25 protein-coding genes and 1 pseudogene are annotated in these 19790 nt (G+C 64.7%); 12 read left to right on the forward strand and 14 right to left on the reverse strand.

All coding sequences use genetic code 11. The annotated features are described in order from the left end of the window. Positions 1–24: 24 nt before the first annotated feature. Positions 25–774, reverse strand: coding sequence for an MBL fold metallo-hydrolase (locus RMN95_RS01560; RefSeq protein ID WP_309615208.1), 750 nt, complete (start codon positions 772–774; stop codon positions 25–27). An 11-nt stretch (positions 775–785) separates the two neighbouring features. Between RMN95_RS01560 and RMN95_RS01565 the strand changes: the two genes are divergently transcribed. Beyond that, positions 786–2690: a thioredoxin domain-containing protein gene (locus RMN95_RS01565; RefSeq protein WP_309615209.1), complete on the forward strand. Its 1905-nt coding sequence runs from the start codon at positions 786–788 to the stop codon at positions 2688–2690. Between the two features lie 80 nt (positions 2691–2770). Here the strand turns inward: RMN95_RS01565 and RMN95_RS01570 are convergent, their stop codons facing one another. From RMN95_RS01570 to RMN95_RS01590, 5 genes are all read right to left on the reverse strand, one after another. Then, positions 2771–3256 carry an SRPBCC domain-containing protein gene (locus RMN95_RS01570; RefSeq protein ID WP_309615210.1) on the reverse strand — a complete coding sequence of 162 codons (486 nt, stop codon included), beginning with the start codon at positions 3254–3256 and terminating at the stop codon, positions 2771–2773. A 4-nt stretch (positions 3257–3260) separates the two neighbouring features. Beyond that, positions 3261–3608 carry a helix-turn-helix domain-containing protein gene (locus RMN95_RS01575; RefSeq protein ID WP_309615211.1) on the reverse strand — a complete coding sequence of 116 codons (348 nt, stop codon included), beginning with the start codon at positions 3606–3608 and terminating at the stop codon, positions 3261–3263. 324 nt (positions 3609–3932) lie between these two features. Further along, positions 3933–4262 (reverse strand): hypothetical protein, encoded by a 330-nt coding sequence (locus tag RMN95_RS01580; protein ID WP_309615212.1) that lies wholly within the window; start codon positions 4260–4262, stop codon positions 3933–3935. Then, entirely contained in the window at positions 4259–4888 is a 630-nt protein-coding gene (locus RMN95_RS01585; RefSeq protein WP_309615213.1) for a hypothetical protein, read from the reverse strand. The genes RMN95_RS01580 and RMN95_RS01585 overlap by 4 nt, the downstream gene beginning before the upstream one ends. After that, entirely contained in the window at positions 4885–5496 is a 612-nt protein-coding gene (locus tag RMN95_RS01590) for an RNA polymerase sigma factor (RefSeq protein ID WP_309615214.1), read from the reverse strand. Before RMN95_RS01590 ends, RMN95_RS01585 begins: the two co-directional genes overlap by 4 nt. Before the next feature lie 193 nt (positions 5497–5689). Between RMN95_RS01590 and RMN95_RS01595 the strand changes: the two genes are divergently transcribed. From RMN95_RS01595 to RMN95_RS01620, 6 genes are all read left to right on the forward strand, one after another. Further along, a complete protein-coding gene (locus RMN95_RS01595) occupies positions 5690–6130 on the forward strand; it encodes an Asp23/Gls24 family envelope stress response protein (RefSeq protein ID WP_309615215.1) in 441 nt (146 codons plus the stop codon). Then, positions 6127–6318, forward strand: coding sequence for a DUF2273 domain-containing protein (locus RMN95_RS01600; protein ID WP_309615216.1), 192 nt, complete (start codon positions 6127–6129; stop codon positions 6316–6318). Before RMN95_RS01595 ends, RMN95_RS01600 begins: the two co-directional genes overlap by 4 nt. Beyond that, positions 6315–6689, forward strand: coding sequence for a hypothetical protein (locus RMN95_RS01605; RefSeq protein ID WP_309615217.1), 375 nt, complete (start codon positions 6315–6317; stop codon positions 6687–6689). Before RMN95_RS01600 ends, RMN95_RS01605 begins: the two co-directional genes overlap by 4 nt. Then, positions 6686–7267, forward strand: a complete 582-nt coding sequence (locus tag RMN95_RS01610; RefSeq protein ID WP_309615218.1) for a DUF6286 domain-containing protein — start codon at positions 6686–6688, stop codon at positions 7265–7267. The genes RMN95_RS01605 and RMN95_RS01610 overlap by 4 nt, the downstream gene beginning before the upstream one ends. Beyond that, a complete protein-coding gene (locus RMN95_RS01615; protein WP_309615219.1) occupies positions 7264–7869 on the forward strand; it encodes a hypothetical protein in 606 nt (201 codons plus the stop codon). The genes RMN95_RS01610 and RMN95_RS01615 overlap by 4 nt, the downstream gene beginning before the upstream one ends. Before the next feature lie 105 nt (positions 7870–7974). Further along, complete coding sequence (locus tag RMN95_RS01620) at positions 7975–8733, forward strand: mechanosensitive ion channel family protein (RefSeq protein ID WP_309615220.1); 759 nt, start codon at positions 7975–7977, stop codon at positions 8731–8733. A gap of 86 nt (positions 8734–8819) precedes the next feature. On the opposite strand, the gene RMN95_RS01625 is transcribed toward RMN95_RS01620, so the two are convergent. Genes RMN95_RS01625 through RMN95_RS01640 form a run of 4 tightly spaced genes read right to left on the reverse strand, consistent with a single transcriptional unit; the run spans position 8820 to position 12347 of the window. Then, positions 8820–9293, reverse strand: coding sequence for a hypothetical protein (locus tag RMN95_RS01625; protein ID WP_309615221.1), 474 nt, complete (start codon positions 9291–9293; stop codon positions 8820–8822). A 32-nt stretch (positions 9294–9325) separates the two neighbouring features. Next, on the reverse strand, positions 9326–10408 hold the full coding sequence (locus tag RMN95_RS01630; protein ID WP_309615222.1) for a glycosyltransferase: 1083 nt from the start codon (positions 10406–10408) through the stop codon (positions 9326–9328). Further along, positions 10405–11250 carry a galactosyltransferase-related protein gene (locus RMN95_RS01635; protein WP_309615223.1) on the reverse strand — a complete coding sequence of 282 codons (846 nt, stop codon included), beginning with the start codon at positions 11248–11250 and terminating at the stop codon, positions 10405–10407. Before RMN95_RS01635 ends, RMN95_RS01630 begins: the two co-directional genes overlap by 4 nt. A gap of 11 nt (positions 11251–11261) precedes the next feature. Further along, positions 11262–12347, reverse strand: coding sequence for a glycosyltransferase (locus RMN95_RS01640; RefSeq protein ID WP_309615224.1), 1086 nt, complete (start codon positions 12345–12347; stop codon positions 11262–11264). Positions 12348–12547: 200 nt separating this feature from the next. On the opposite strand from RMN95_RS01640, the gene RMN95_RS01645 reads away from it, so the two are divergent. Both RMN95_RS01645 and RMN95_RS01650 read left to right on the forward strand, forming a co-directional pair. Then, a complete protein-coding gene (locus RMN95_RS01645) occupies positions 12548–13612 on the forward strand; it encodes an acyl-CoA dehydrogenase family protein (protein ID WP_309615225.1) in 1065 nt (354 codons plus the stop codon). After that, positions 13606–14970 carry a bifunctional PIG-L family deacetylase/class I SAM-dependent methyltransferase gene (locus RMN95_RS01650; RefSeq protein ID WP_309615226.1) on the forward strand — a complete coding sequence of 455 codons (1365 nt, stop codon included), beginning with the start codon at positions 13606–13608 and terminating at the stop codon, positions 14968–14970. The genes RMN95_RS01645 and RMN95_RS01650 overlap by 7 nt, the downstream gene beginning before the upstream one ends. Here the strand turns inward: RMN95_RS01650 and RMN95_RS01655 are convergent. From RMN95_RS01655 to RMN95_RS01665, 3 genes are all read right to left on the reverse strand, one after another. Beyond that, the gene (locus RMN95_RS01655) at positions 14919–15506 is read right to left on the reverse strand and encodes a MarR family transcriptional regulator (protein WP_309615227.1); all 588 of its coding nucleotides are present in this window, start codon (positions 15504–15506) and stop codon (positions 14919–14921) included. The two genes, RMN95_RS01650 and RMN95_RS01655, sit on opposite strands and share 52 nt — an antisense overlap. A gap of 57 nt (positions 15507–15563) precedes the next feature. Then, positions 15564–16115 carry a hypothetical protein gene (locus tag RMN95_RS01660; protein WP_309615228.1) on the reverse strand — a complete coding sequence of 184 codons (552 nt, stop codon included), beginning with the start codon at positions 16113–16115 and terminating at the stop codon, positions 15564–15566. Positions 16116–16196: 81 nt separating this feature from the next. Beyond that, positions 16197–16370: a CsbD family protein gene (locus RMN95_RS01665; RefSeq protein ID WP_309615229.1), complete on the reverse strand. Its 174-nt coding sequence runs from the start codon at positions 16368–16370 to the stop codon at positions 16197–16199. A 131-nt stretch (positions 16371–16501) separates the two neighbouring features. Between RMN95_RS01665 and RMN95_RS01670 the strand changes: the two genes are divergently transcribed. Continuing rightward, complete coding sequence (locus RMN95_RS01670; RefSeq protein ID WP_309615230.1) at positions 16502–17383, forward strand: glycosyltransferase; 882 nt, start codon at positions 16502–16504, stop codon at positions 17381–17383. Here the strand turns inward: RMN95_RS01670 and RMN95_RS01675 are convergent. Then, positions 17342–18550, reverse strand: a complete 1209-nt coding sequence (locus tag RMN95_RS01675) for a hypothetical protein (protein WP_309615231.1) — start codon at positions 18548–18550, stop codon at positions 17342–17344. The two genes, RMN95_RS01670 and RMN95_RS01675, sit on opposite strands and share 42 nt — an antisense overlap. 125 nt (positions 18551–18675) lie before the next feature. Between RMN95_RS01675 and RMN95_RS01680 the strand changes: the two genes are divergently transcribed. Next, positions 18676–19581, forward strand: a complete 906-nt coding sequence (locus tag RMN95_RS01680) for a WcbI family polysaccharide biosynthesis putative acetyltransferase (protein WP_309615232.1) — start codon at positions 18676–18678, stop codon at positions 19579–19581. Continuing rightward, a pseudogene (locus RMN95_RS01685) lies at positions 19578–19790 on the forward strand (hypothetical protein); the annotation flags it as partial. The gene RMN95_RS01680 and the pseudogene RMN95_RS01685, both read left to right, overlap by 4 nt.

Here is a 19790-nt window from a genome sequence, read left to right on the forward strand (position 1 = left end):
CGCCGCGCGCCGCGCGGGCCGCGCCTACAGCGCGACGGTCTCGCCGCGCGGGGTTGCGACGAGCAGCCCCGTGTCGGCGAAGGCCGCCTCGAGGTCGGCGCGCGACTCGGAGAAGTGCGCCCAATCCTCGGTGTGCAGGCCGACGACGGCGGTGGCAGTCAGGATCGTGGCGGCGCGGGCCGCGTCGCGCGAGGTCAGGGTCAGCGCGGCGTCGATCCCGGGCACGCGGGCGGCTCCGGCGAAGAGGATGGCGATCGCGACATCCGGAAACCGATCGGCAATCTGCTCGACCAGGGGAATCGACGCGTTGTCGCCGCTCACGTACACCGTGGGCTCGCCGTCGGCCTCCAGTACGAAGCCGGTGACCTCGCCAACCAGCCGCTCACTGCCGGGCGGACCGTGCAGGGCGGGCACCGCCGTGACCGTGATGCCGCCCAGTTCGTGGGTCTCCCACGAGTCGAGACCGATGACGGAGCCGCCGAACAGCTCGCTCGCCGCCTCCCTGGTGCTGAGGGTCGGGATGCCGGTGGCGATGAGTTCGAGACCCTCATAGTCGAGGTTGTCTTTATGCGCGTGATGGCTGAGCAACACCACGTCGATCCTGCCAATATCGTGGCGCTGGATGGCCGGGCCGGCTGTCTTCACTAGCATCGTTTCGCCCGGATCTTCGTATGACTGCGGGGCATCGAAGGTTGGGTCGGTGATGAAGCGCTTGCCCGCATAGTCGAGCACTGCTGTGGGCCCACCGATGTAGAGAAGAGTCGTCGACGACATACCCTGAGACTATGCCCAACCGACTGGTGGATGCCGCGAGCCCGTACCTGAGATCGCACGCGACCAACCCGGTGGACTGGTGGCAGTGGGGGCCGGAGCCGTTCGCCGAGGCCGCCCGGCGAGGCGTTCCCCTACTGGTGTCGATCGGCTATTCGACCTGCCACTGGTGCCACGTAATGGCGCGCGAGAGTTTCGGCGACGTCGATGTGGCCGCGTTCGTGAACGAGCGTTTCGTGTCGATCAAGGTCGACCGCGAGGAGCACGCCGAGGTCGACTCCACCTACATGGCAGCGGCGGCCGCCTTCACCGGCAACCTCGGCTGGCCACTGAACGTGTTTGTGACGCCCGAGGGGCGGGCCTTCTTCGCGGGGACGTATTGGCCGCCCGAGCCTGTGCAGGGGCATCCATCATTCAGAATGGTGCTCGATGCGGTGACCGACGCCTGGCAGAACCGTCGAGTTGAGCTTGAACGACACGGCGCTGCGATAGTGGATGCCCTGGCCCAGGCCCCCGCAACGACCGGCTCGCTCGTGGTCGACTTCGGGCCCATCGTGGCCGAACTCGAACGCCGGGAAGATGCGGAATTCGGCGGCTTCGGCCCCACCCGCACGTCGTTGCGCGATTCCCTCGAACCGGTGGACGCGGGCCCGCCGAAGTTTCCCGTGGCGCCGGTGCTGCGCTTCCTGCTCGAGCGGGCGTCGGTGGGTGATGCGGCGGCCGACGCGCTGGCCTCTCGCACACTCGAGGCGACGCTGGGGCTCCGCGATTCCGTCGATGGCGGCTTCTTCCGCTACGCGACCCGGCGCGACTGGAGCGAACCGCACTATGAGCGCATGCTCTACGACAACGCGCAACTGCTGTCTGCATATGCCGTCGCGGGCATGAACGATGTGGCCGAGGGTATCGCCGACTGGATCACGAGCATGCAGCAGCCCGAAGGGGCCTTCGCGTCCGCGCAAGATAGCGAGAGCATGGTCGACGGCGCTCGAGTCGAGGGCTTCTATTATTCACTGGATGCGGCCAGCCGCGCCCGCGTCGAAGCCCCACCCGTCGACACGAAAATCCTCACGGGCTGGAATGGCCTCGCCATCGAGGGTCTTGCCTGCGCGGGCCGCCTGCTCGACCGGCCGAACTGGATCGCCACGGCTCGCGCCGCCGCAGACTTCCTGCTTGAGCACCACGTAGGCCACAGCTTGATCCGCACCTCGATCGACGGAGTCGATTCGGCCGCTCGCGCCACCCTCGAAGACGTCGGCATGCTCGCCTCCGGCCTGATCGAGCTGGGCGTGGCGACGGGGGAGGTGCGCTACGCGGAGGCCGCACGGAGGCTCATTGACGGCTCGCTCGCCGCATCCACCGCCGCGAGCGCCACACCCGCGATCGCTGCTACGAACGCCGCGCCACCGTTTGGCGTGCCGGGAGGCGCCGACCCGGTGCTGCGCGCGCAGGGGCTCGTGATGCAACCCGAGGCGAGCGACGGCGCGCTGCCGTCGGGGCTGTCGGCCGTGGCATCCGCCGCCCATCGACTTTTTCTGCTGACCGCGCACGAGCCGTATCGCGCGGCCGCGAGCATGGCTATGACGCGTGTCGCCGAGGCGGCGGCCCGGCAGCCGATTTCGTTCGGTGCCGCGCTCTCGGTGATGTCGGCGCTGGCCGAGCCTGCCCGCCAGGTGGTCGTCATCAGCGATGATCCGATGGATGCCTCGGCCTCCCTTGCGCGTCACTGGTACCGTTCCGGCGGCCTCTCGATCGCCCTCACCACGGCGCAGTCGGCGAGTTGGGCGGCCGCCGGCTTCGAGCTGCTCGAGGGTCGCGGCAGCAGCCCGGGAGTCGCGACGGCCTACGTCTGCACCGATTTCGTGTGTCGGCTGCCGACGACCGACCCGGCTGAACTCAAGCGACAGCTGGCGAAGTAGGTCGTCGAGACCGCTCAGAATGTTCGCTTCGACGAGGGTGGAAGCAGCAACTTGAGCGGTCTCGTGCAGTGGGCCGCGGGCTATTCCGCGAGGATCGCGTCGATCTGGCCGATGGCCAGCGTCATGCCCTCCTCCATGCCCATCTCGATCATCTGTTGCAGTTGCTCGGTGGTCTCGAATTGGGTGTGTGATGTCATCCGGGTTCCACCCTCTGTGGCTTCGAGCGTGACCGTGGTGTGGGTCGGCGCGATGGCGTTGTCGGGTGTGCCATCGGCATTTGCGAATCCGTCGTCGAGTTCGAGTCGGTGGGGGGCGTCCACGAGCGTGACCATCCACCAGCCCCACATTTTGTCGCCCTCTGGGCCGGTCATGTAGTAGAGCGATTTTCCGCCCTCAACGAAGTCGTGCCGCTCGAACGTCGCCGGATAGGTGGGAGGCCCCCACCAGCGCTCGAGTTGGCGTGGGTCTTCCCAGACCTGCCAGACACGGTCGACGGGGGCGTCGAAGTGTGAGGTGAACGTGAGCGTGAGCTCGTCGACGTTTTTCTCGGAGGTAATCGTGGGCATGGTGTCAGTTCCTTTCGTGGGTTTCCTCTTCGGCGAGGATGGCGTCGATGCGCTGGGTGCGCTGGCGCCAGATTTCTTCGTAGGAGTCGAGCAGCCTGGCCGCCCTGGCGAGTGTCTCGGGATTTCCGTGCACGATCTGCTCCCGCCCGCGGCGCTGCTTGCGGACGAGCGAGGCCCGCTCGAGCACCGCAACGTGTTTCTGGATCGCGGCGAAGCTCACGAGGTACTGACTCGCCAGCGTCGAGACCGATTGCTCCGCGACGATGACCCGCGCGATGATGCTGCGACGGGTGGAATCCGCGAGGGCGCCGAACACGAGGTCGATCTCGGCATCCGTCATATCTACAACCATTTGGTTGTACGTTAGCGCGTGTGGAGCGAGTGCGCAACCTCCGCGCCTGCCGCGCCGCGCGTTGCCGCGCTGCAACCCCCGCGCCTGTCGCGCACCGCACGTGCTGTCGCGAGCCGCCGCAAATGTGGCGTCCGGCTGGAGGCCACCCACGATATGCCGGGTTTCGCGAATGATGAGTGCGATCCGGGGGCCCGGGGAACGACGCCAGCCAGCGCGGGGAACGACCGAGTGCCGCCCACAACACAACGACGCCAGCCCGCGAAACGACGCCAGCCCGCGAAACAATGACAGCCCGCGACATCCAGCGCGATAGAGCTGCGCGACCTAACCGACGCTGCCGATCCTGACGGTGACGACCGCGTCATCGGCCCCGGTCGATCTCAGAAACTCGATGGCAGCCGCACCCGCGGCGTGCGCGACCTGGGGTGCGGGCGAAACGCCGTTGACTCCGATGTGGATGGTGGCGGCGAGTTGAGCGGCCCGTTGTTCCACGACGATGGGTGTTGCGGTCGGGCGGGTGGCCGTGGCGGCAGCGACAACCTCAGACCCTACCGTGGTGAGGATGGGCGCCGCCGGGTAGAGCATCCTGACGCCGGGCACGGCCTGGATGATCGATCCCAGCCGGTCAGCGAGCTCGACGCTGCTTGTGATCATGATGATGGTTCCTCTCCCGCTTCGTCGGTCTTCAGAAACATGTCTCGAACAGTGATATCGATCGATACGATGACCAACTCGGTGTGCTCCGCGAGCATCGCCGTGATGGCGTGCCGGAGCTGAGTCACCGCTTCGGGGATGTTCTCGCCCCAGTACGCTGTCGTTTCGACCGTGAGCGTAATGTGCGAGCCGGCCGTGATGACGTCACCGATCAGCTGGCAGCGCCCGACGAGGAGGCCGGGCACCCTGTCACCCGCCGCGCGGACGAGACCCTTCACGGCGCCCTCCGTGACCGAGAGGTGCACGGACGGTGAGGAATGGTGCAGAGGGATGTCGCGGCCGGCGTGCACGTCGAGGCTGATCGCCCCAATGATGTTGTCGATCCAGCTCTCGTCGATGGGCGGGAGTTCCGTTGCTTCTCGCTCCAGCATGGTCAGGGAAACAGCGCGCACCCTGGCGAGGGAATCGAGGGCAAGCTGGCACGCCGGAGAGTGGTCGATACCAGGGTCGGCCGGCGACTGCCCCGCATCCAGATAGTCGCTCAGTTCGTCGAGGCTGTAACCATCAATGTCGGCGGTGGGCTGCGCAGGGTCGCCGGGAGCGTCGGGTGTGCGAAAGTCGTTCACCGCCAGGCCTCCATGTCAGATACCACCGTACGCCGCGCGCGTGCAAGAAGGCCGCGAACGGTTGACGTGGGAATCCCCATCGCCGAGGCGATGTCATCGTAACTCAGCCCGCTCAGTTCCTTCAGCGTCCAGCATTCTCGCTGTTGCGGCGGAAGACGGGACAACACCTGCGATAGGGCGTCTTCTCGCGAGTTCGCTATTGCGGTTCGTTCCGGGGTGTGCTCCGGCGGTGCCTCAGGTTCGTTGTCGGTGATATCAACATGTTCGCGTCTGGCCCGGATGCGGTCGATGCTCTTATGACTGGCGGTTCTCATCAGCCAGCTCCGGATCATGGCGGGATCCGAAATCGTGTGCAACTGCTGCCAGGCGGCAATGAATGTCTCCTGAACCACGTCATCAACGTCATCGGTGCTGCCCAGGATGCGTCGTGCGTACGCCCGCAGGATGGGACTGTGCCGCCGCACCAGCACGGAGAACGCGCGAACATCGCCGTCAGCGGCGCGCCCGACGAGAGTGCGGTCCTCGGCGTTGTTGAGGTCCGCGAGCGTCGTTGTGGTGTCGATCGTGGCCCCCTTCCCTGGCGTGATTCCGCTTTCCGTCACCGTCATTTCCAACAGCCCCGTCTGTGTCACTCTCCCTAGTGAACAGCGGCGACCTAATCAATAAAACGGGTTGACATTGAGCAGAAAAACTTTTTTATGACGCGACGTGACGAATGGCCTGCGAGTTACGACTTACCTATGACTGTCACTCAGTCACCCCCGTCCGGGGGTCACATCGTCACTCAAGGAGCCTGGCCACATGACCGACACAACATCTCCCACCACCCCCAACTTCGGTACCACCGCTGCTGTTGCACCGACCGGCACCGGCAAAACCACCATCAACGACGCCGTCGTTGCCAAGGTTGCAGGCATTGCCGCGGCCGCAGTTCCCGGCGTCTACGCGCTCGGCGGCGGCGCTGCTCGTGCGATCGGTGCGCTCCGTGGGGCACTCAACCAGCAGGACCGCTCACAGGGCATCAGCGTCGAGGTCGGCGAAACCCAGGTTGCGGCAGACGTCACCATCGTCGCCGAGTATCCGGTAGCCCTGCAGGACGTTGCTGACGACGTGCGCACCGCGGTGATCGACGCGATCGAGAACCTGGTCGGCATGGAGGTCACCGAGGTCAACGTCACCATCAACGACGTGCACATCCCCTCCGACGACCAGGACGACAAGGAAGAGGCGCGCGTCCAGTGAAGCCCTCTCTCGTAGGAATGCTCGTGGGCGCCGTGCTGGCGCTGACCTGGATCGAATATGGATTCTGGGCCTTCTTCTTCGTGGCCCTTGCTGTCTCCATCGGCGCCCTCGTGGGGCGGTTCGTGGAGGGCAAACTCGACCCGGGTGCCGTGCTTGATGCGGTCAGAGGGAAGCGTTCGTCGTCATGAGTTCGCCGCTGACCGCCGAGGCGGCCGGTCCTGGACGCACCAGAATCACCGCTCGCGCACTGGATCGTGTCGTCTCCGCCGTGACGGCCGAGGCGCTTGGCGTCGACCGGGCGAAAGTCTCGGTCGACCTTGAGGACGATGGCGGTGCTCTGACTTTGATAGTGCGGGCACCCATCCACATCATCTCGCTCGAGCGATCGATGGCCGATCCCGGCGCCGTCACTCGAGCCGGCGGAAGCGTCATCAGCCGCGCGGCGCGAGCGCAGGAGACCATCCGCACTCGCATCCAGTCGCTGACGGGGTCGAACATCAGCCGGGTGCAACTTCGGTTGACCAGCGCACACATCACGCAGGAAAGGAGGGTCACGTGAGCACGCCGAATAGTTTGTATTCCCGAATTGCACGCCGTGAGACGACGTCACCTCGATCGGTCCTCGCGATCACTCTCGCGGTGCTCGTAATCGTGCTGTGCGTTTACGCCGCGGTCGAAACAGCTCTCAGCATGACGGGGCAGCCTGCGCTGGTCGCGACACCCGCGGCAATGGCGGATGCGTTCGTCGGCATGGCGGGCTCGGTGTTATGGATCCTGACTATCGCGGGAATGATCGCCGCGATCGTCGGATTCGTCCTCATCGTCGTGTCCCTGACGCCCGGGTGGCGCCCGCGTCATCTGCTGCCGACCGGGCGCATGGTGACCATTGTCGATGATGAGGTGACCGCCTCCGCCCTGGCTCGAAAGGCATCCTACGAGGGAAATGTCGACCCGGACAACGCTCGGGTGAGCATCTCCCGGCGCCGGGCGGTGGTAACCCTCACCGCGATCTCGGGCACCAAAATTGGCACGCAACCGGTAAAGGATGCGGTGGCACAGCAACTGTCGTCATTCGGGCTATCCCCGTCCCTGTCGTCGAAGGTTGTCGTCGCATCAGAGAGGAAGGTCGGAGCATGAACAGCACCAATCGGGGAATGAACCGAACCTTCATCTTCATCATCGGGCTGCTGCTGATGGTCGTGGGAGTCGCGGTGGCGGCACTGAGCCTCCTGCCCGCCTTCCGGTCCGGATGGCAAGCGACCGCCCCGGCGATCAAGCGCGGAGTGGATGACGTGTACGCGGCGTCACCCATGTTCTCTACCGGAACCAGCTGGATCGGGTTGGGCGTCATCGCGCTGCTCCTGGTTCTGATCGCTGCGCTGCTCGTCTTCATCGTCAAGCAGGGCCGTGGACGGACCCGCCGCCTGATCCGCGACGGTCACACCGAGAACGGCGTCACCATCATCGACGCCGCGGTGGCCGAGGATGCTCTTAGGGATGCTCTCTCAGACCGACCGGAGCTTATTTCGACCAGCGTCAGCACGTATGACGTCAGGGGAACCCCGACGCTGAACGTGTCGGTCACAGCACGACGCGGCGTTTCGCCGAAACAGGTATCACAGACCGTGGAAGCGGCCGTGCATGCACTCGACTCCGTCCTCGGACGGGAAATACCGGTCGTTGTGCAGATCGGGGGCGCCTTCCGCGCACGCACCACTGCCTCCACCCGGTTGCAGTAGCAACCGAGCTTTCATCCCCGGTGGAAGCTCCCAGCACCACGTTCTCAACCGCGCCCGATCATCATCGGTCCGCATCATTGTCATCGCCCGAAAGGCATTCAACTCATGAATTTTCCCGCCGCTTTAGAAAATGGTTTGGCCGCGATTATCGCGTTCTTGCCCCTTGCCCTGCTGTTCCTTGTGATCCTCATCGTGGGGCTCATCGTCGCGAAGGTGCTGTCCAAAGCACTCGGTAAGCTCCTCGAGAAGGTCGGCTTCGACCGGGTTGTTGAGCGCGGAGGTATCAAAAAGGCTCTCGCTAACTCCAAACTCGACCCGTCCGACATCATCGCGAAGATTTTGTACTACACGCTGGTGCTCTTCGTGCTTCAGTTCGCATTTGGAGTGTTCGGGCCGAACCCGGTCAGTGACCTGCTGGAAGGTATCATCGGCTTCCTGCCCAAGATCATCGTCGCCATTATCATCATCGTGATCGCCGCAGCCATCGCCGCCGGCGCCAAGGCGTTGATTCAGAACACCCTCGGTGGCCTGTCCTACGGCAAAGTCATCGCCAACATTGTGAGCATCTTCATCCTGTTCCTCGGGGTGACCGCGGCCCTGAACCAGATCGAGGTGGCGACGACCGTCACCACGCCGATCCTCATCGCAGTGCTCGCCATCATCGCCGGCGTCATCGTCGTCGGAGCCGGCGGCGGATTGATCAAGCCCATGCAGGCACGATGGGAGTCCTACCTCAGCAAGGCCGAAGAGGAAGCCCCGAAGATCCAGCAGCAGGCAAAGAACGCCCCCAGTGTCACCCAGCAGGCAGAGCAGGCCAAGCAGAAGCTGCAGGGCGGCACAGCACCAACCCGTCGCAACCCCTAATCAAAGTTAGCCCCGCAGAAAAGGCTGGCCCCACGAAGGTGGGGCCAGCCTTTTCGTCATTCAGTTCTGTGCGATGCGGGCGTATCTCACGCGTCGAGGCCGGGCTGAGGTGTGTTCCAGACCTGGGGTGGCCGTGCTTCGTGGTGGGGGGCACCACGCGTGCGCCGGTCTTCTTTCATCTCGGCTTCATAGAGGTGTCTTTTCCCCGCTACCAGCGCTTCGCGGGCTCCACGCTCGGCCTCTTTCAAGCTCGAGTAGTAGTTGTCGTCGTAGTCCTCAACGATTTGGAATGTCCATCGTCCGTCGATGACATTCCGCCCGATGAGCGTGTTCTCCAGTTCTGACGCCAGGTCACCGTGACCCGCGGCGGAGAACATCTCGACAGCCTCGCCCAGGGCGAGATCGGCCTTGCCCGTCAGTCGATGGAAGGCATAGAGATACCCCCGGGCATGTTCGACAACTTCCATCGCCTCGGACAGCTTCCCGAGGGCTTCGATGGTCTGATCGGATACTCCGTCTGGCCGCTGATGCGCGGCATCCGGAGAATTCTCATGGGTCATTTCCTGCTCCTTTTATTGAGGGTGGTGCCGTGCTAATCTGCGACCGCCGCCGACATCCGGTCGACTGATACCAGCCGTCTGAGGTGGTCTTCGTAGTGGTCGATCATCGTGCCAAATGAGAAGCGTGATGCCGATATTCGAGTGTGGTCGCGGTCGCGATCTGACGCGGCACGGATCGCATCGGCAAGAGCGGGCACGGTGAGGTTTGCTGCAATTGCCCCCGCGTTCGGCTCGATGAGCTCGGGCAGGGCCCCGTTCGGGAAGGCGGCAACCGGGGTGCCGCTGGCCAACGCTTCGACCGCCGACAGTCCGAACGGCTCCGCCCACAACGGCGATGCAATAAAAACGGATCCCGATGCGAGAAAGTCGCTGAGCTCGCTCTGAGGGAGGTGCCCCCGATAGCGGACATGTTCGCTCAGTCGCGGTGCAATGTCGGTCTCAAAGTAATCGGAATGCGAGACCGGACCCGCGAACTCCAGGTCAAACCCCGCTTCCCGGGCCGCATCGATTGCCACGTGCAAGCCTTTCTCAGGAGTGATCCGCGCCGCCCACACGGCCAGGCGCCGGACGGGCCGTGTTTGGGTCAGCCAGCGATCAAGATGGATGCCGTTATGCACTACGAGAACCCTTGGCAGCAATGCGCGCCACGCCTCGGCATTCGTCGTCGACACTGTGACGTACTCATGTCGTTTGCCGGGAACCCAATCCGGGTCGCTGACGACCGCCGTGACATCGGCCAGAGTCGGTGGGGTGTGCAGGATGGTCAGCATGGCGAGGTCGTTCATCTGCGAGAACGGCAGTGCGCTCAGCGAGTTGTTGACGACGACGTCGAAGCCCGACGCGCGAATCACACCGATGCTGTGGTGCACCGCTTCCGCCAGAAACCCCGCTTGCTCCCGGCGCACCAGCGGTGTCGCGGTGCGGACGAACTCGAAGTCCTTCGGTATAAGGGGATGAAGAGACGCGCTCGAAACCGACCCCTCTTTGGCAAACAGCGTCACGTCATGCCCACGATGAACCAGGGCGTCGGCCAGCATGGCGGTGTGCGCCTCCGTGCCACCCTGGAATGGTTCGACGATGGGATGGTGCATGTGACTGAGCACGGCGACTTTCACTGATCGGCTCCTTCTTGGGGCGCAGCGTCCGGCCCGACCGAGGCCCCCACCTTCGCCCAGTCGCCGGTTCGGGCATCACGCGCGACAAGCCCCAGCGCGTGGAAGGCCTCAAGCCATCCGGACATGGGCCAGTACCCCCAGCGACGGGCAAACAGTCGCCCGTTGTCAAGAATGTCGTCAAGGTGGCGCACGGGGGGAGATTCGGTCGAGTGGTACTGGTGGAGCGCCTCGGCACCACCCACCCAGAGGAAGGGAACGTTTGCCCGCTGTGCGCTCAGGGCAAAATCGGTGTCTTCGCCGCCATAGCCTCGATACATCTCGTGAAATCCTCCGGAAGTTTTCCAGGTTTCGGCGGTTGTCGCGAAAGACAACGACCAGAATAAATTCGGATCGGCGGGAGCAATGTCACCGTCGGCAAGGCGGGGTCGGAACTCGTGAAAGCGCGCAACGGACATCCGGTTCGCGTCAAACGCCCCCACGCCTTCCGGAAGGTATCCGACAGCGCCGCCCAGCAGGGCGTCGGGGTGCCGGCCTGCCGCCGTCGCATAGGCGGTGATCAGTTCGGCGGTGGGAACACAGTCGACGTCAAGGAAGACCAACACCTCTGCTGATTCCTCGATGGCGCGCTGCGCGCCCAGATTGCGGGCGGCGGCCAGGGGAAGTCGCTTATCAGGAGTCGTCACCGCCACGGTCGCCGCATACGGAGGTACCCGCGGCAACCATTCGTGAGCCGTCGGCTCATTCATGGCAACCACGATGTAGCAGTGCGGAGGAGTGACGCTGGTCGAGAGTGCCCGGTGTTGGTTGACCAGATGTTCCCGGCGCCCGGACACGATCGTCACCACGCCCACCCTCACGGTGTCGACTCGCACAATGACACCAATTGCGCGCCGGAGTGTTCCCGTGCTGCGACACGATGGATGACCGCCGCCGCACGAATCGCGGCGCGCCCATCAACCCAGGATCTCCACCGCTCGCCGTCCAACGCCCGACCCCGGTCGATATCGGCCGCACGATCGCTGCCATCGTTGGGGGCGCTGATGATGACGGGAAGCGTGCTTCCTTCCAACGCCCGTGCGAGGTAGCGCTGCTCCTCATGCGGTCGATCCTCGGGGACAAGGATGGCGGGCACCCGGCATGCCGCGATCTCCGCAACCACATTCTGACCGCAGTGCGCAATGACGAGACAGACACTGTTCAGGGTGTCTTGCACGGCGGCCTCCGATGCTCCCTCCAGGCGCACCCATTCGAGTCCCGGCGAGGCTGCTGTGGATTGAGCGACCACCGCGTCGAGGGCGCTCGAACCGTGCCCTCCCGTCCCGTTGAGCACGGCAACACGATGGGCTCGTCTCGTGCCGGGCTCTCGAATGGGGATGCGACTGATCGCCCCGACGTGTTCGAATGTCAACTCGAGCGCCGGATCGACGCGACACGGTCGCATGCCCGGTGTCCAGGGGGCAATCACTGCCGCAGAAAGCTGATAACCGAGAGAGTGAGCACGATCGATACGGTCCCCGGGCTGAGCAAAGGTAATCACCTGCACGCCGTGCAGTCTGACGACGACCGCCACCTCGACTGAGACGTCGACGACAACGACGGTGGGACGGGCCGCAACGACCCACGCCGAGATGGCCGCCATGCGTGCCCGAAGCCCGGCCGAGTCGAGAGGAGCCCAGTGCAGCGCTCCGCCCGCGGCCGGATCGAGCGGTTCGATGTCGGTGTCCAGGGGCAGGTCAACCCAGCCGCCCGTCCAGGATGCTGGCCGCGGAAGGGACGACAAGATCGTCACCGGCGAATCGAGAGCGGACGTCACGGCAAGTGCCCTATGAAGATGACCGGCGCCGCGATGGTGGACGTAGTAGCCGATCACGAGGCCGAAAGTGGTTGGGTCATACTTCCAAAATATTCTCGGTCGCGCGATGCGGGAATCCCTTGACATCTGGTCGCAACGGGCCCGTGTTCCTGAGTCCAGACGCATGATGCTGCGGGCGCCGCACCGGTCCCTCGGTCTCCGTAGGGGTGTGTTCCGTCCCCGACGCGAGGCGGGTTGCTGCTCGCGGGCGGGCGGGCTAGCGTGAGTGAGAATGAACCTGCAGGGGGCGCGTATGACCAACGAGTTCACACCATCCGGGGTGTTCGGTGAGTGATGGCCTGAACGCAACGGGGGAAGGTCACCGAGAGACCCGGTGGGTGTCTCTCGCATCCGGCGTCTCCGACCATGAACCCCTCCGCGCTCCGGTCACCGTGGCTACCGCGTTGGACTTTGCTCGCCATCACACTGATGGCGCCGTGCCCTCGGATCGACCCTTGGCACGAGACCGATGGGAACTGCTGGCCACGCTTGCCTGTGCCGATCTTGGGGCGGCACGAACCATCGAACCTCACTTCGACGCCCTGTCGATTGCGCAGGATGCCTCGGACGCGGGGTTGCTCCCCTCGGCCCAGACGGCCGGGGTGTGGGGGGTCTTTGCATCCGAAGGAGGATCCGAACCGTTGCGGGCCACCACCACCGCTACCGGTTGGGTACTGACGGGGGTGAAGCCGTGGTGTTCCCTGGCAGGCAGTCTGGATGGTGCGCTCATCACGGCCACGGTGCCGGATCGTTCGCGTCGACTGTTTTCGGTGGATCTTCGGCATTCGGGAGTCATCGTCGACGAGGAGGTGTGGCACGCCCGCGGGTTGGCCGAGATTCCTAGCGGCCCGGTGCAGTTTTTCGCTGTTCCGGCCGAGCCGGTCGGGCCCTCGGGTTGGTACCTCGAGCGGGTGGGCTTCGCCTGGGGCGGCATCGGAGTCGCGGCGTGCTGGTTCGGTGGCGCCGTGGGGGTGGCGAGAACCGTATTCGAAACCTTGGCCGGAGCCGCATCGCCGAGTGCCGTGCAGCTCATCCATTTGGGCGCAATAGATGAGCTCATTCATGGCGCACGCCTGTCGCTGCTGGATGCCGCCGCCGTAGTCGATGGGTCGGATCCGCGGCGGGCCGATGTTGCCATCATCGCCAAACGTGTGCGCGGGATCGTCGCAGCGGCCTGCGAGCACATCATGATGCGCTCCGGCCATGCCTTGGGGCCGGCGCCGTTGGCCCTTGACCCGGTGCACGCCAAACGCGTGGCAGACCTTCAGCTTTATGTTCGACAACATCATGCCGAACGCGACCAGGCCTCCCTCGGATCGGCGCTGCTGGCCACGGGGAGCCCGGCATGGTGACATTCGATGCAGCCCAACCGGGCACCACTGTGGCGCGATGGGTGGCAGACCCTCGACTGACCGCGCTCACCGATTTGGATATGACCTCGGTGACGGCGCTGCTGGTGGTCGCCGCCCACCCGGATGATGAAACCCTGGGGGCCGGTGGCCTTATCGCCCACACCTATCAGCGCGGCATCCCCACCACCGTGATTGTGGCGACAGATGGCGCAGATGGCCATCACAACACCGCCACCCCGATAACCCAGGCCGATCCGGCGTCGATGCTCCCCGCGCGGCGAATGGCGGAAACTCGAGCGGCCGTGGCGCTTCTGAATCGGTCGGCGTCGGTGGTGTTCCTGAATCTGCCGGACGGGCAGACCGGGGAGCACCGGGGGCAGCTTGCCACCCTGTTGCGCCCACACCTGGCGGCCTCCCCTCCGGGCGCGATGGCGGTGATTCCCTGGCGGGGAGATGGACATCGTGACCATCGTGTTGTCGGAGAGATCGCGGCCCAGTTGGCGGCGGAAGAGCGTGTGGATGTCATCGAATATCCGATCTGGATGTGGCATTGGGCCACTCCGGACAGCCCCGAAGTGCCCTGGCCGCAGATGGTGGCGGTTGCCCTGACCGAGTCGCTGCGTGAGCGTAAACGGCAGGCGATCGACGCCTTCGTCTCCCAGGTTCAGCCGAGCGACGCCGGGCCGGCGCTGCTCCGACCAGATTTCCTGGATCATTTTCGGCGGGCGAGGGAGGTGTTCATCGACTCTCGGATTGGCTCCTTGAGCGCGCCCTACTTCGATGACCTCTACGCCGCGCGTGCCGACCCGTGGCGGCTGGCAACCAGATGGTACGAAACCCGAAAACGGGCGATCACCGTCGCATCATTGCCCCGGGCGCGGTATCGGCGGGCGGTGGAAATTGGATGCTCCATCGGCATGCTCACCCGGGAACTCGCCTCCCGCTGCGACACGCTTCTCGCCGTCGATGTGGCCGCCGCGGCCCTCGTGAGCGCGCGGGAACGCCTGCGCGACGATGCCCACGTCACCTTCGCCCAACTGGATGTCACCACAGGATTTCCTGCGGGCTTCTTCGATCTGATCGTTCTCAGCGAGGTGGGTTACTACCTCTCGCGAACGGCCCTGATCTCGCTCGTGGAGCGTGCCGAGCGGCACCTCAAGGCCGGGGGGATTTTGCTGCTGTGTCATTGGCGTCACCCGGTGGATGACTATCTACTCTCGGGCGACCAGGTCCACCAGATCGCGAACGACTGCACCACCCTGACTCGGATCGCTCGCCACGACGAGAAGGACTTCATCCTTGAGATCTACAGCAGCAACCCCTCATCGGTGGCCCAGGACGAGGGATTGGCACCCTGAGTATCCCCGCCGACTGCCAGGGATTTGGCATCTGCTGGTAACAGAGGGTCCGGCTCGGGTGCCGCGGCTCGGGCGTTCAGAGCCGCGGCCATAGCGATCATCATGGAGGCCAGTGTGCTGTGCTGCTCCTGCGAGAACCGTTCAACCGAACGCGTGAGGGTCACGCCGAATTCCCGGTACAGTTCGGCCATTCGCGCACTTCCCAGCGCGGTGAGCGACAGCAGGTGCCGTCGGCGGTCGTGCGGGTGCACGTTTCTCTGCACCAACCCTGCCGCGGCCAGAGAATCACCAATGGCGGTGAGAGCACCGGTCGTCATATTCATGCTTTCGGACAGCTGCGACGGCGTCAGCAGACCCGAGTCGGCCAACCGCGACATGACACGCAGTCCGCTCGCGCTGATCCCGAGCCCGGACGCCGACCGGTGTCGACTCGCATCCAGTGCCCTGAGGAGCTCGACGGTCGAATCGACAAGAAAAATCGCCGATTCTGAGTCTGCACTGGTCTCATCGGGCGGGCCCAAAGGTTTCATCGTCATCAATCTCCTCAGTTGCTCCGCCCGATGACCTGATCAGCGGGTGGTGGCGCGGTCTGGTTAGCGTTTCTTCTTGAGTGCACTGTTGAGGAACCCGGCGATGGGGCGCTGCTGTTCGCCCTGCTGGGCACCGAGAATCACCAAAAGTGCGGTAGCGGCGGGAATGGCCCACTGCATTACTTTCTGTCGCTGCTGTGCAGAGGCGAGTTCGGCGGATGCGCCTGCGCCAGGCTCGGTCACCCCGCGGCCGCCCTCGTCGGCATGATTTTTGATCCTGGCGCCGAGCACCCCCGCATAGAGAGTCACCGCTCCCGCGATTCCGGTGAACACGAGTTTCACTGCCGTGTTGGCCCTGCTTTCGCCCTGAACGGCCAGCCGACCCTTATTGCCGACAATCAGGCCGATGCCTCCGATGCCGTGGACGAGGATGGCGCCCAGTTGCACAGGGGCCCACTTCTCCCATCCGGCCGACGACAGGGAAAGTCGCTCCTGCGGATTCTTTGCCTCTGCGGCGGCACCGTTGAGGCCGACCGCACCCATGAGGGATCCACCAAACCAGGCAGCAAGGCCAAGGTCGTGCATGCTTCGGACAAGGGTGTTTCTTCCAGCCATGATCAAACTCCTGAGGTTGTACTCGATGGGGGGATGCGTGCGGTGCGGTGCGCGCCGCACGAACCTCACCGGGGGTGACGGTTACTTGGTGAACGCGTCTTTCACGTTCTCGCCAGCCTGCTTCACGTTGGCGGAGGCCTGCTCGGACTTGCCCTCGGCGACCTTCTCGTCATCATTGGTGATCTTGCCAACGGCTTCCTTCGCCTTGCCGCCAAACTCTTCGGCAGCGTTGTGAATCTTGTCTCCTACAGACATGTGGATCTCCTGTTTCTGTTGTGTGTTAAACCGGTAGAGGGTGAATGGTGCCGATTCCTGACGCATCCCACGGTATTGCGCACGAAAGCCCTGATAAAGGGGTTGCTTTCGCTCGCAGAGGGGTTTAGGAAATGAGGCGCGTGATCGTGGCGTCGCCGAACACCACGAACGCGATAACGCGGACGCTGGAGCGAGTCAAGGGCTTTTTTTCGACTTCCCGGCAGGGTTCCATGGGCTGTGATCAGTCGGGGATGCACTACGACTGGCAGACAGGAGTTCCCCTTATGCTTCCTCATCCGATCGACTCGGTCATCATTGCCGTTCCTGCTCGCAACGAACAGGCACTGATTACGTCCTGTTTACAGTCAATCCGACGGGCATGTGACCACGCCCAAACAGCGCTGGGCACCCGCTGCCCCCCGTTGCTTCTCATCGTGGTTGCCGACGGATGCGTCGACCGCACGGTGGAACTTGCGCGAGCACAACCAGGAGTGCGCGTAATCGAGCAGCCGCCGAGCGGGGTGGGCGCAGCTCGGCGTGCCGCGATCGCCGTTGCGCTGCGCGCCGTAACCGGTCCGCCGTCGCGGGCATGGATCATCAACACCGATGCGGACAGCCACGTGGAACCGAACTGGATCGTCGAACATCTGCGCCACGCCGACGAGGGCGCGGATGTGCTGATCGGCACGGTTCGCCCCGAATTCGACGACCTTTCCCAAGACCAGGTCACGGCGTGGCAGGCCTCCCACCATCGCGGGCAACCCAACGGGCACATCCATGGCGCAAATCTTGGAGTTCGGGCATCGACCTATCTGGAGGTGGGTGGGTTTACTGCCATGAGTGAGCATGAAGACGTCGATCTAGTCGGTCGCGCCCGACAGTGTGGTTACGCCATAGCGGTGACCGACAGCACAGAAGTTGTCACGTCGGGTCGCCAGGTGGGACGCACCCCCGGAGGGTATGCCCGCTACCTACGCGAGGACCTCCGCCTGCTGAGCACCAGCCTGACCTGAGCGACTTCGCTCACCGTCGTGTACGGTCTGGCCATCGACTTCGAGCGCCGGCTGTGCCCGCGCCGTGCGCGCAAGAGCCGATCGGTAGACCTGGGCGTGTTCGCGCGCGATGACGCCGCGCTGCTCTATCCGTTGCGCGCGGCGCCGTGAGCGTACTGCCCGCCGCGGCATGCCGTGCCGGTTTACCAGGGTCCGCGATATGCCGGTAGCGAGTGACTCGACCGAGCGGGGGTCGAACCCGACGACAGCTCCCTCCTCCGCGTGCTGGTCGAGCCAGTGGCCGACCGTGGGAGCAAGTACGGGCACTCCCAGGTCGAAGCAGAGTTCGAGCCATCCCGAGTGTGTGCCATGTCGATAGGGCAGCATGCATGCGTCGAGTGCGGCGAGCGATCGCACGAGGTCATCGTCGGAGAATCGTGGATGCTCGATCAGCCTCACGCCATCGGCGCCAGCACAGGCCGCAGCGACAGCCGAGCGCGCGGACTCGTCGCGCACCGTCGTGCGCACGTGTACTTCGGCTTCGACGGCCACGCCGCCGGCCCGCAGACGCCGAATGGCGTCGATCAGAGTCGTTGTGGCCCCGCGCGCATCCGTACCGGGACGGATGTCACCCAGGTGCATTCCGACGACGGCAGTCGAGCGCTCGCCGGGATCGGGGACACCGTCGGCCGCGGTGCTCTCCAGGGGGAGCAGATGTGGATGTCGAATGACCGTCGCCTCGCGTCCCCACCGCTGGAAAATCTCGAGAGCGGCGCTGTCGGTGAGTGTTGTCACCAGCGTCGCGCCGCTCAGCAGTGCGTCGAGGTGTCGCCGGTGGGGGGCCTGATCGAACAGTTGCGGGTTCTCGAGGTCGTGCACGGTGAATACCAGTGGGCGGCCCACGGAGGCCAGCGCCTCGATGCAGGAGGCGACATGGGTGGCGGAGAAAGACTCGAAACCGAAGTGCAGGTGCATCACGTCGAACTGGTCGGCATTCGACTCGATCCACGCCGGATCGAACATGACGGGGGGCCACCACTGCCCCCTCGCGCGATGGGCCGGGATCACGTCAGCGAGCGTGACGAACGAGGGTGATCCGCTCATCGACACGTCCGAGATATTCAGGTCCGAGATATTACTGACGTAGGGGTGAGAGCCGGGAATGTGAGCGACGCGAATGGGGAGCACGGTGTTCAGCAGCGACCTTCAGGGGGAGGAGGATATCGCGGCTCACGCACGCAAGCCTCATCCTTCATAGTAGAAGGACACCCGATCATAGCCACGGGCGTTGACAACGGAGGAATGGGGTCGTAATGGCGAGGGAGATCGGGGATGTCACGACGCATCCGGCCGACAACGACACACCCCTCATCGTGGTGCACGGAAACTGCCAGGCCGAGTCGGTGCGCAGAGTGATCGATGGCCCGGATGTCACGACCGTGCGCATCCCGCCGGCTCATGAGCTCGCCGCTGATGACATCCCGAGCCTCACCCGGCTGCTGGCTCGCGCCGATGCGCTCGTTAGCCAGCCGGTGCGCGATAACTACCGAGGGCTTGCCATTGGCACCCGTCAACTTGCCGCCCTGATGCCCGCCTCGGCCACCACCGTGCTGATCCCCGTCATCCGCTTCTCGGGTCTCTACCCTTTCCACCTGATCGTGCGGCCTCCGAGTGACCTCTCCGCCTCGCCGCCTCTGGTCGCCTATCACGACGCCAGGCTGCTGCGCACAGCCTACGATCGGCGGTCTGACCCGACCGCTAGGGTGCATCGGGTCACCCTGTCGCCCCACCAGGTGCTCGAGATCGGGCGCCGGTCGCTGGCCGAGTTGACGCAGCGTGAGCATCGACATGCGACGGTGGTGGCGTCCGATATTTTTGACACCGTCTCGTTCGCGCAGATGCGCACCATCAATCATCCGGGCAACGCGGTCTGGGCGATCGTGGGGGCACGAGTGCGGCGCGCACTCGGCCTCACGCGAGCACCCACCGAACTCCATCGCCCGCTTCTGAACAGCGTGCACGCACCTCGACTGTCGGTCGTTGCCGAGGCCTACGGCCTGAGCGATGCCCCTTCCGACAACTGGTTGCTGGACGGGCGATCAGTGACCACCGAGGAGGTCGAAGGCGCCCACCTGGAATGGTACGAGGCGCATCCTGATGCTGTGGACGCCGGCCTCACCCGGCACGCCGAAACGCTGGCCGAACTGGGACTCCGGTGAGCGCGATCGTGCCTGACCTGTTCACCGGTGGTCCCCGAGAACACGGTGTCGTAAGATACGCCCACGACCTGGCGACCGCGATAGTCGACGCCTGTGTGGCGCCGGAGACGGGTGCGCGTGCGGAGTCGACCCCCCGATTCGTGCGGTCGCTGCTCGAGGCGCGCCCCGGGCATCCACTGCATCTACATTTCACCGACCGGCTCTTTGGC

Origin of the sequence: Salinibacterium sp. (assembly GCF_031364185.1) — a bacterium.
Lineage (GTDB): Bacteria > Actinomycetota > Actinomycetes > Actinomycetales > Microbacteriaceae > Rhodoglobus.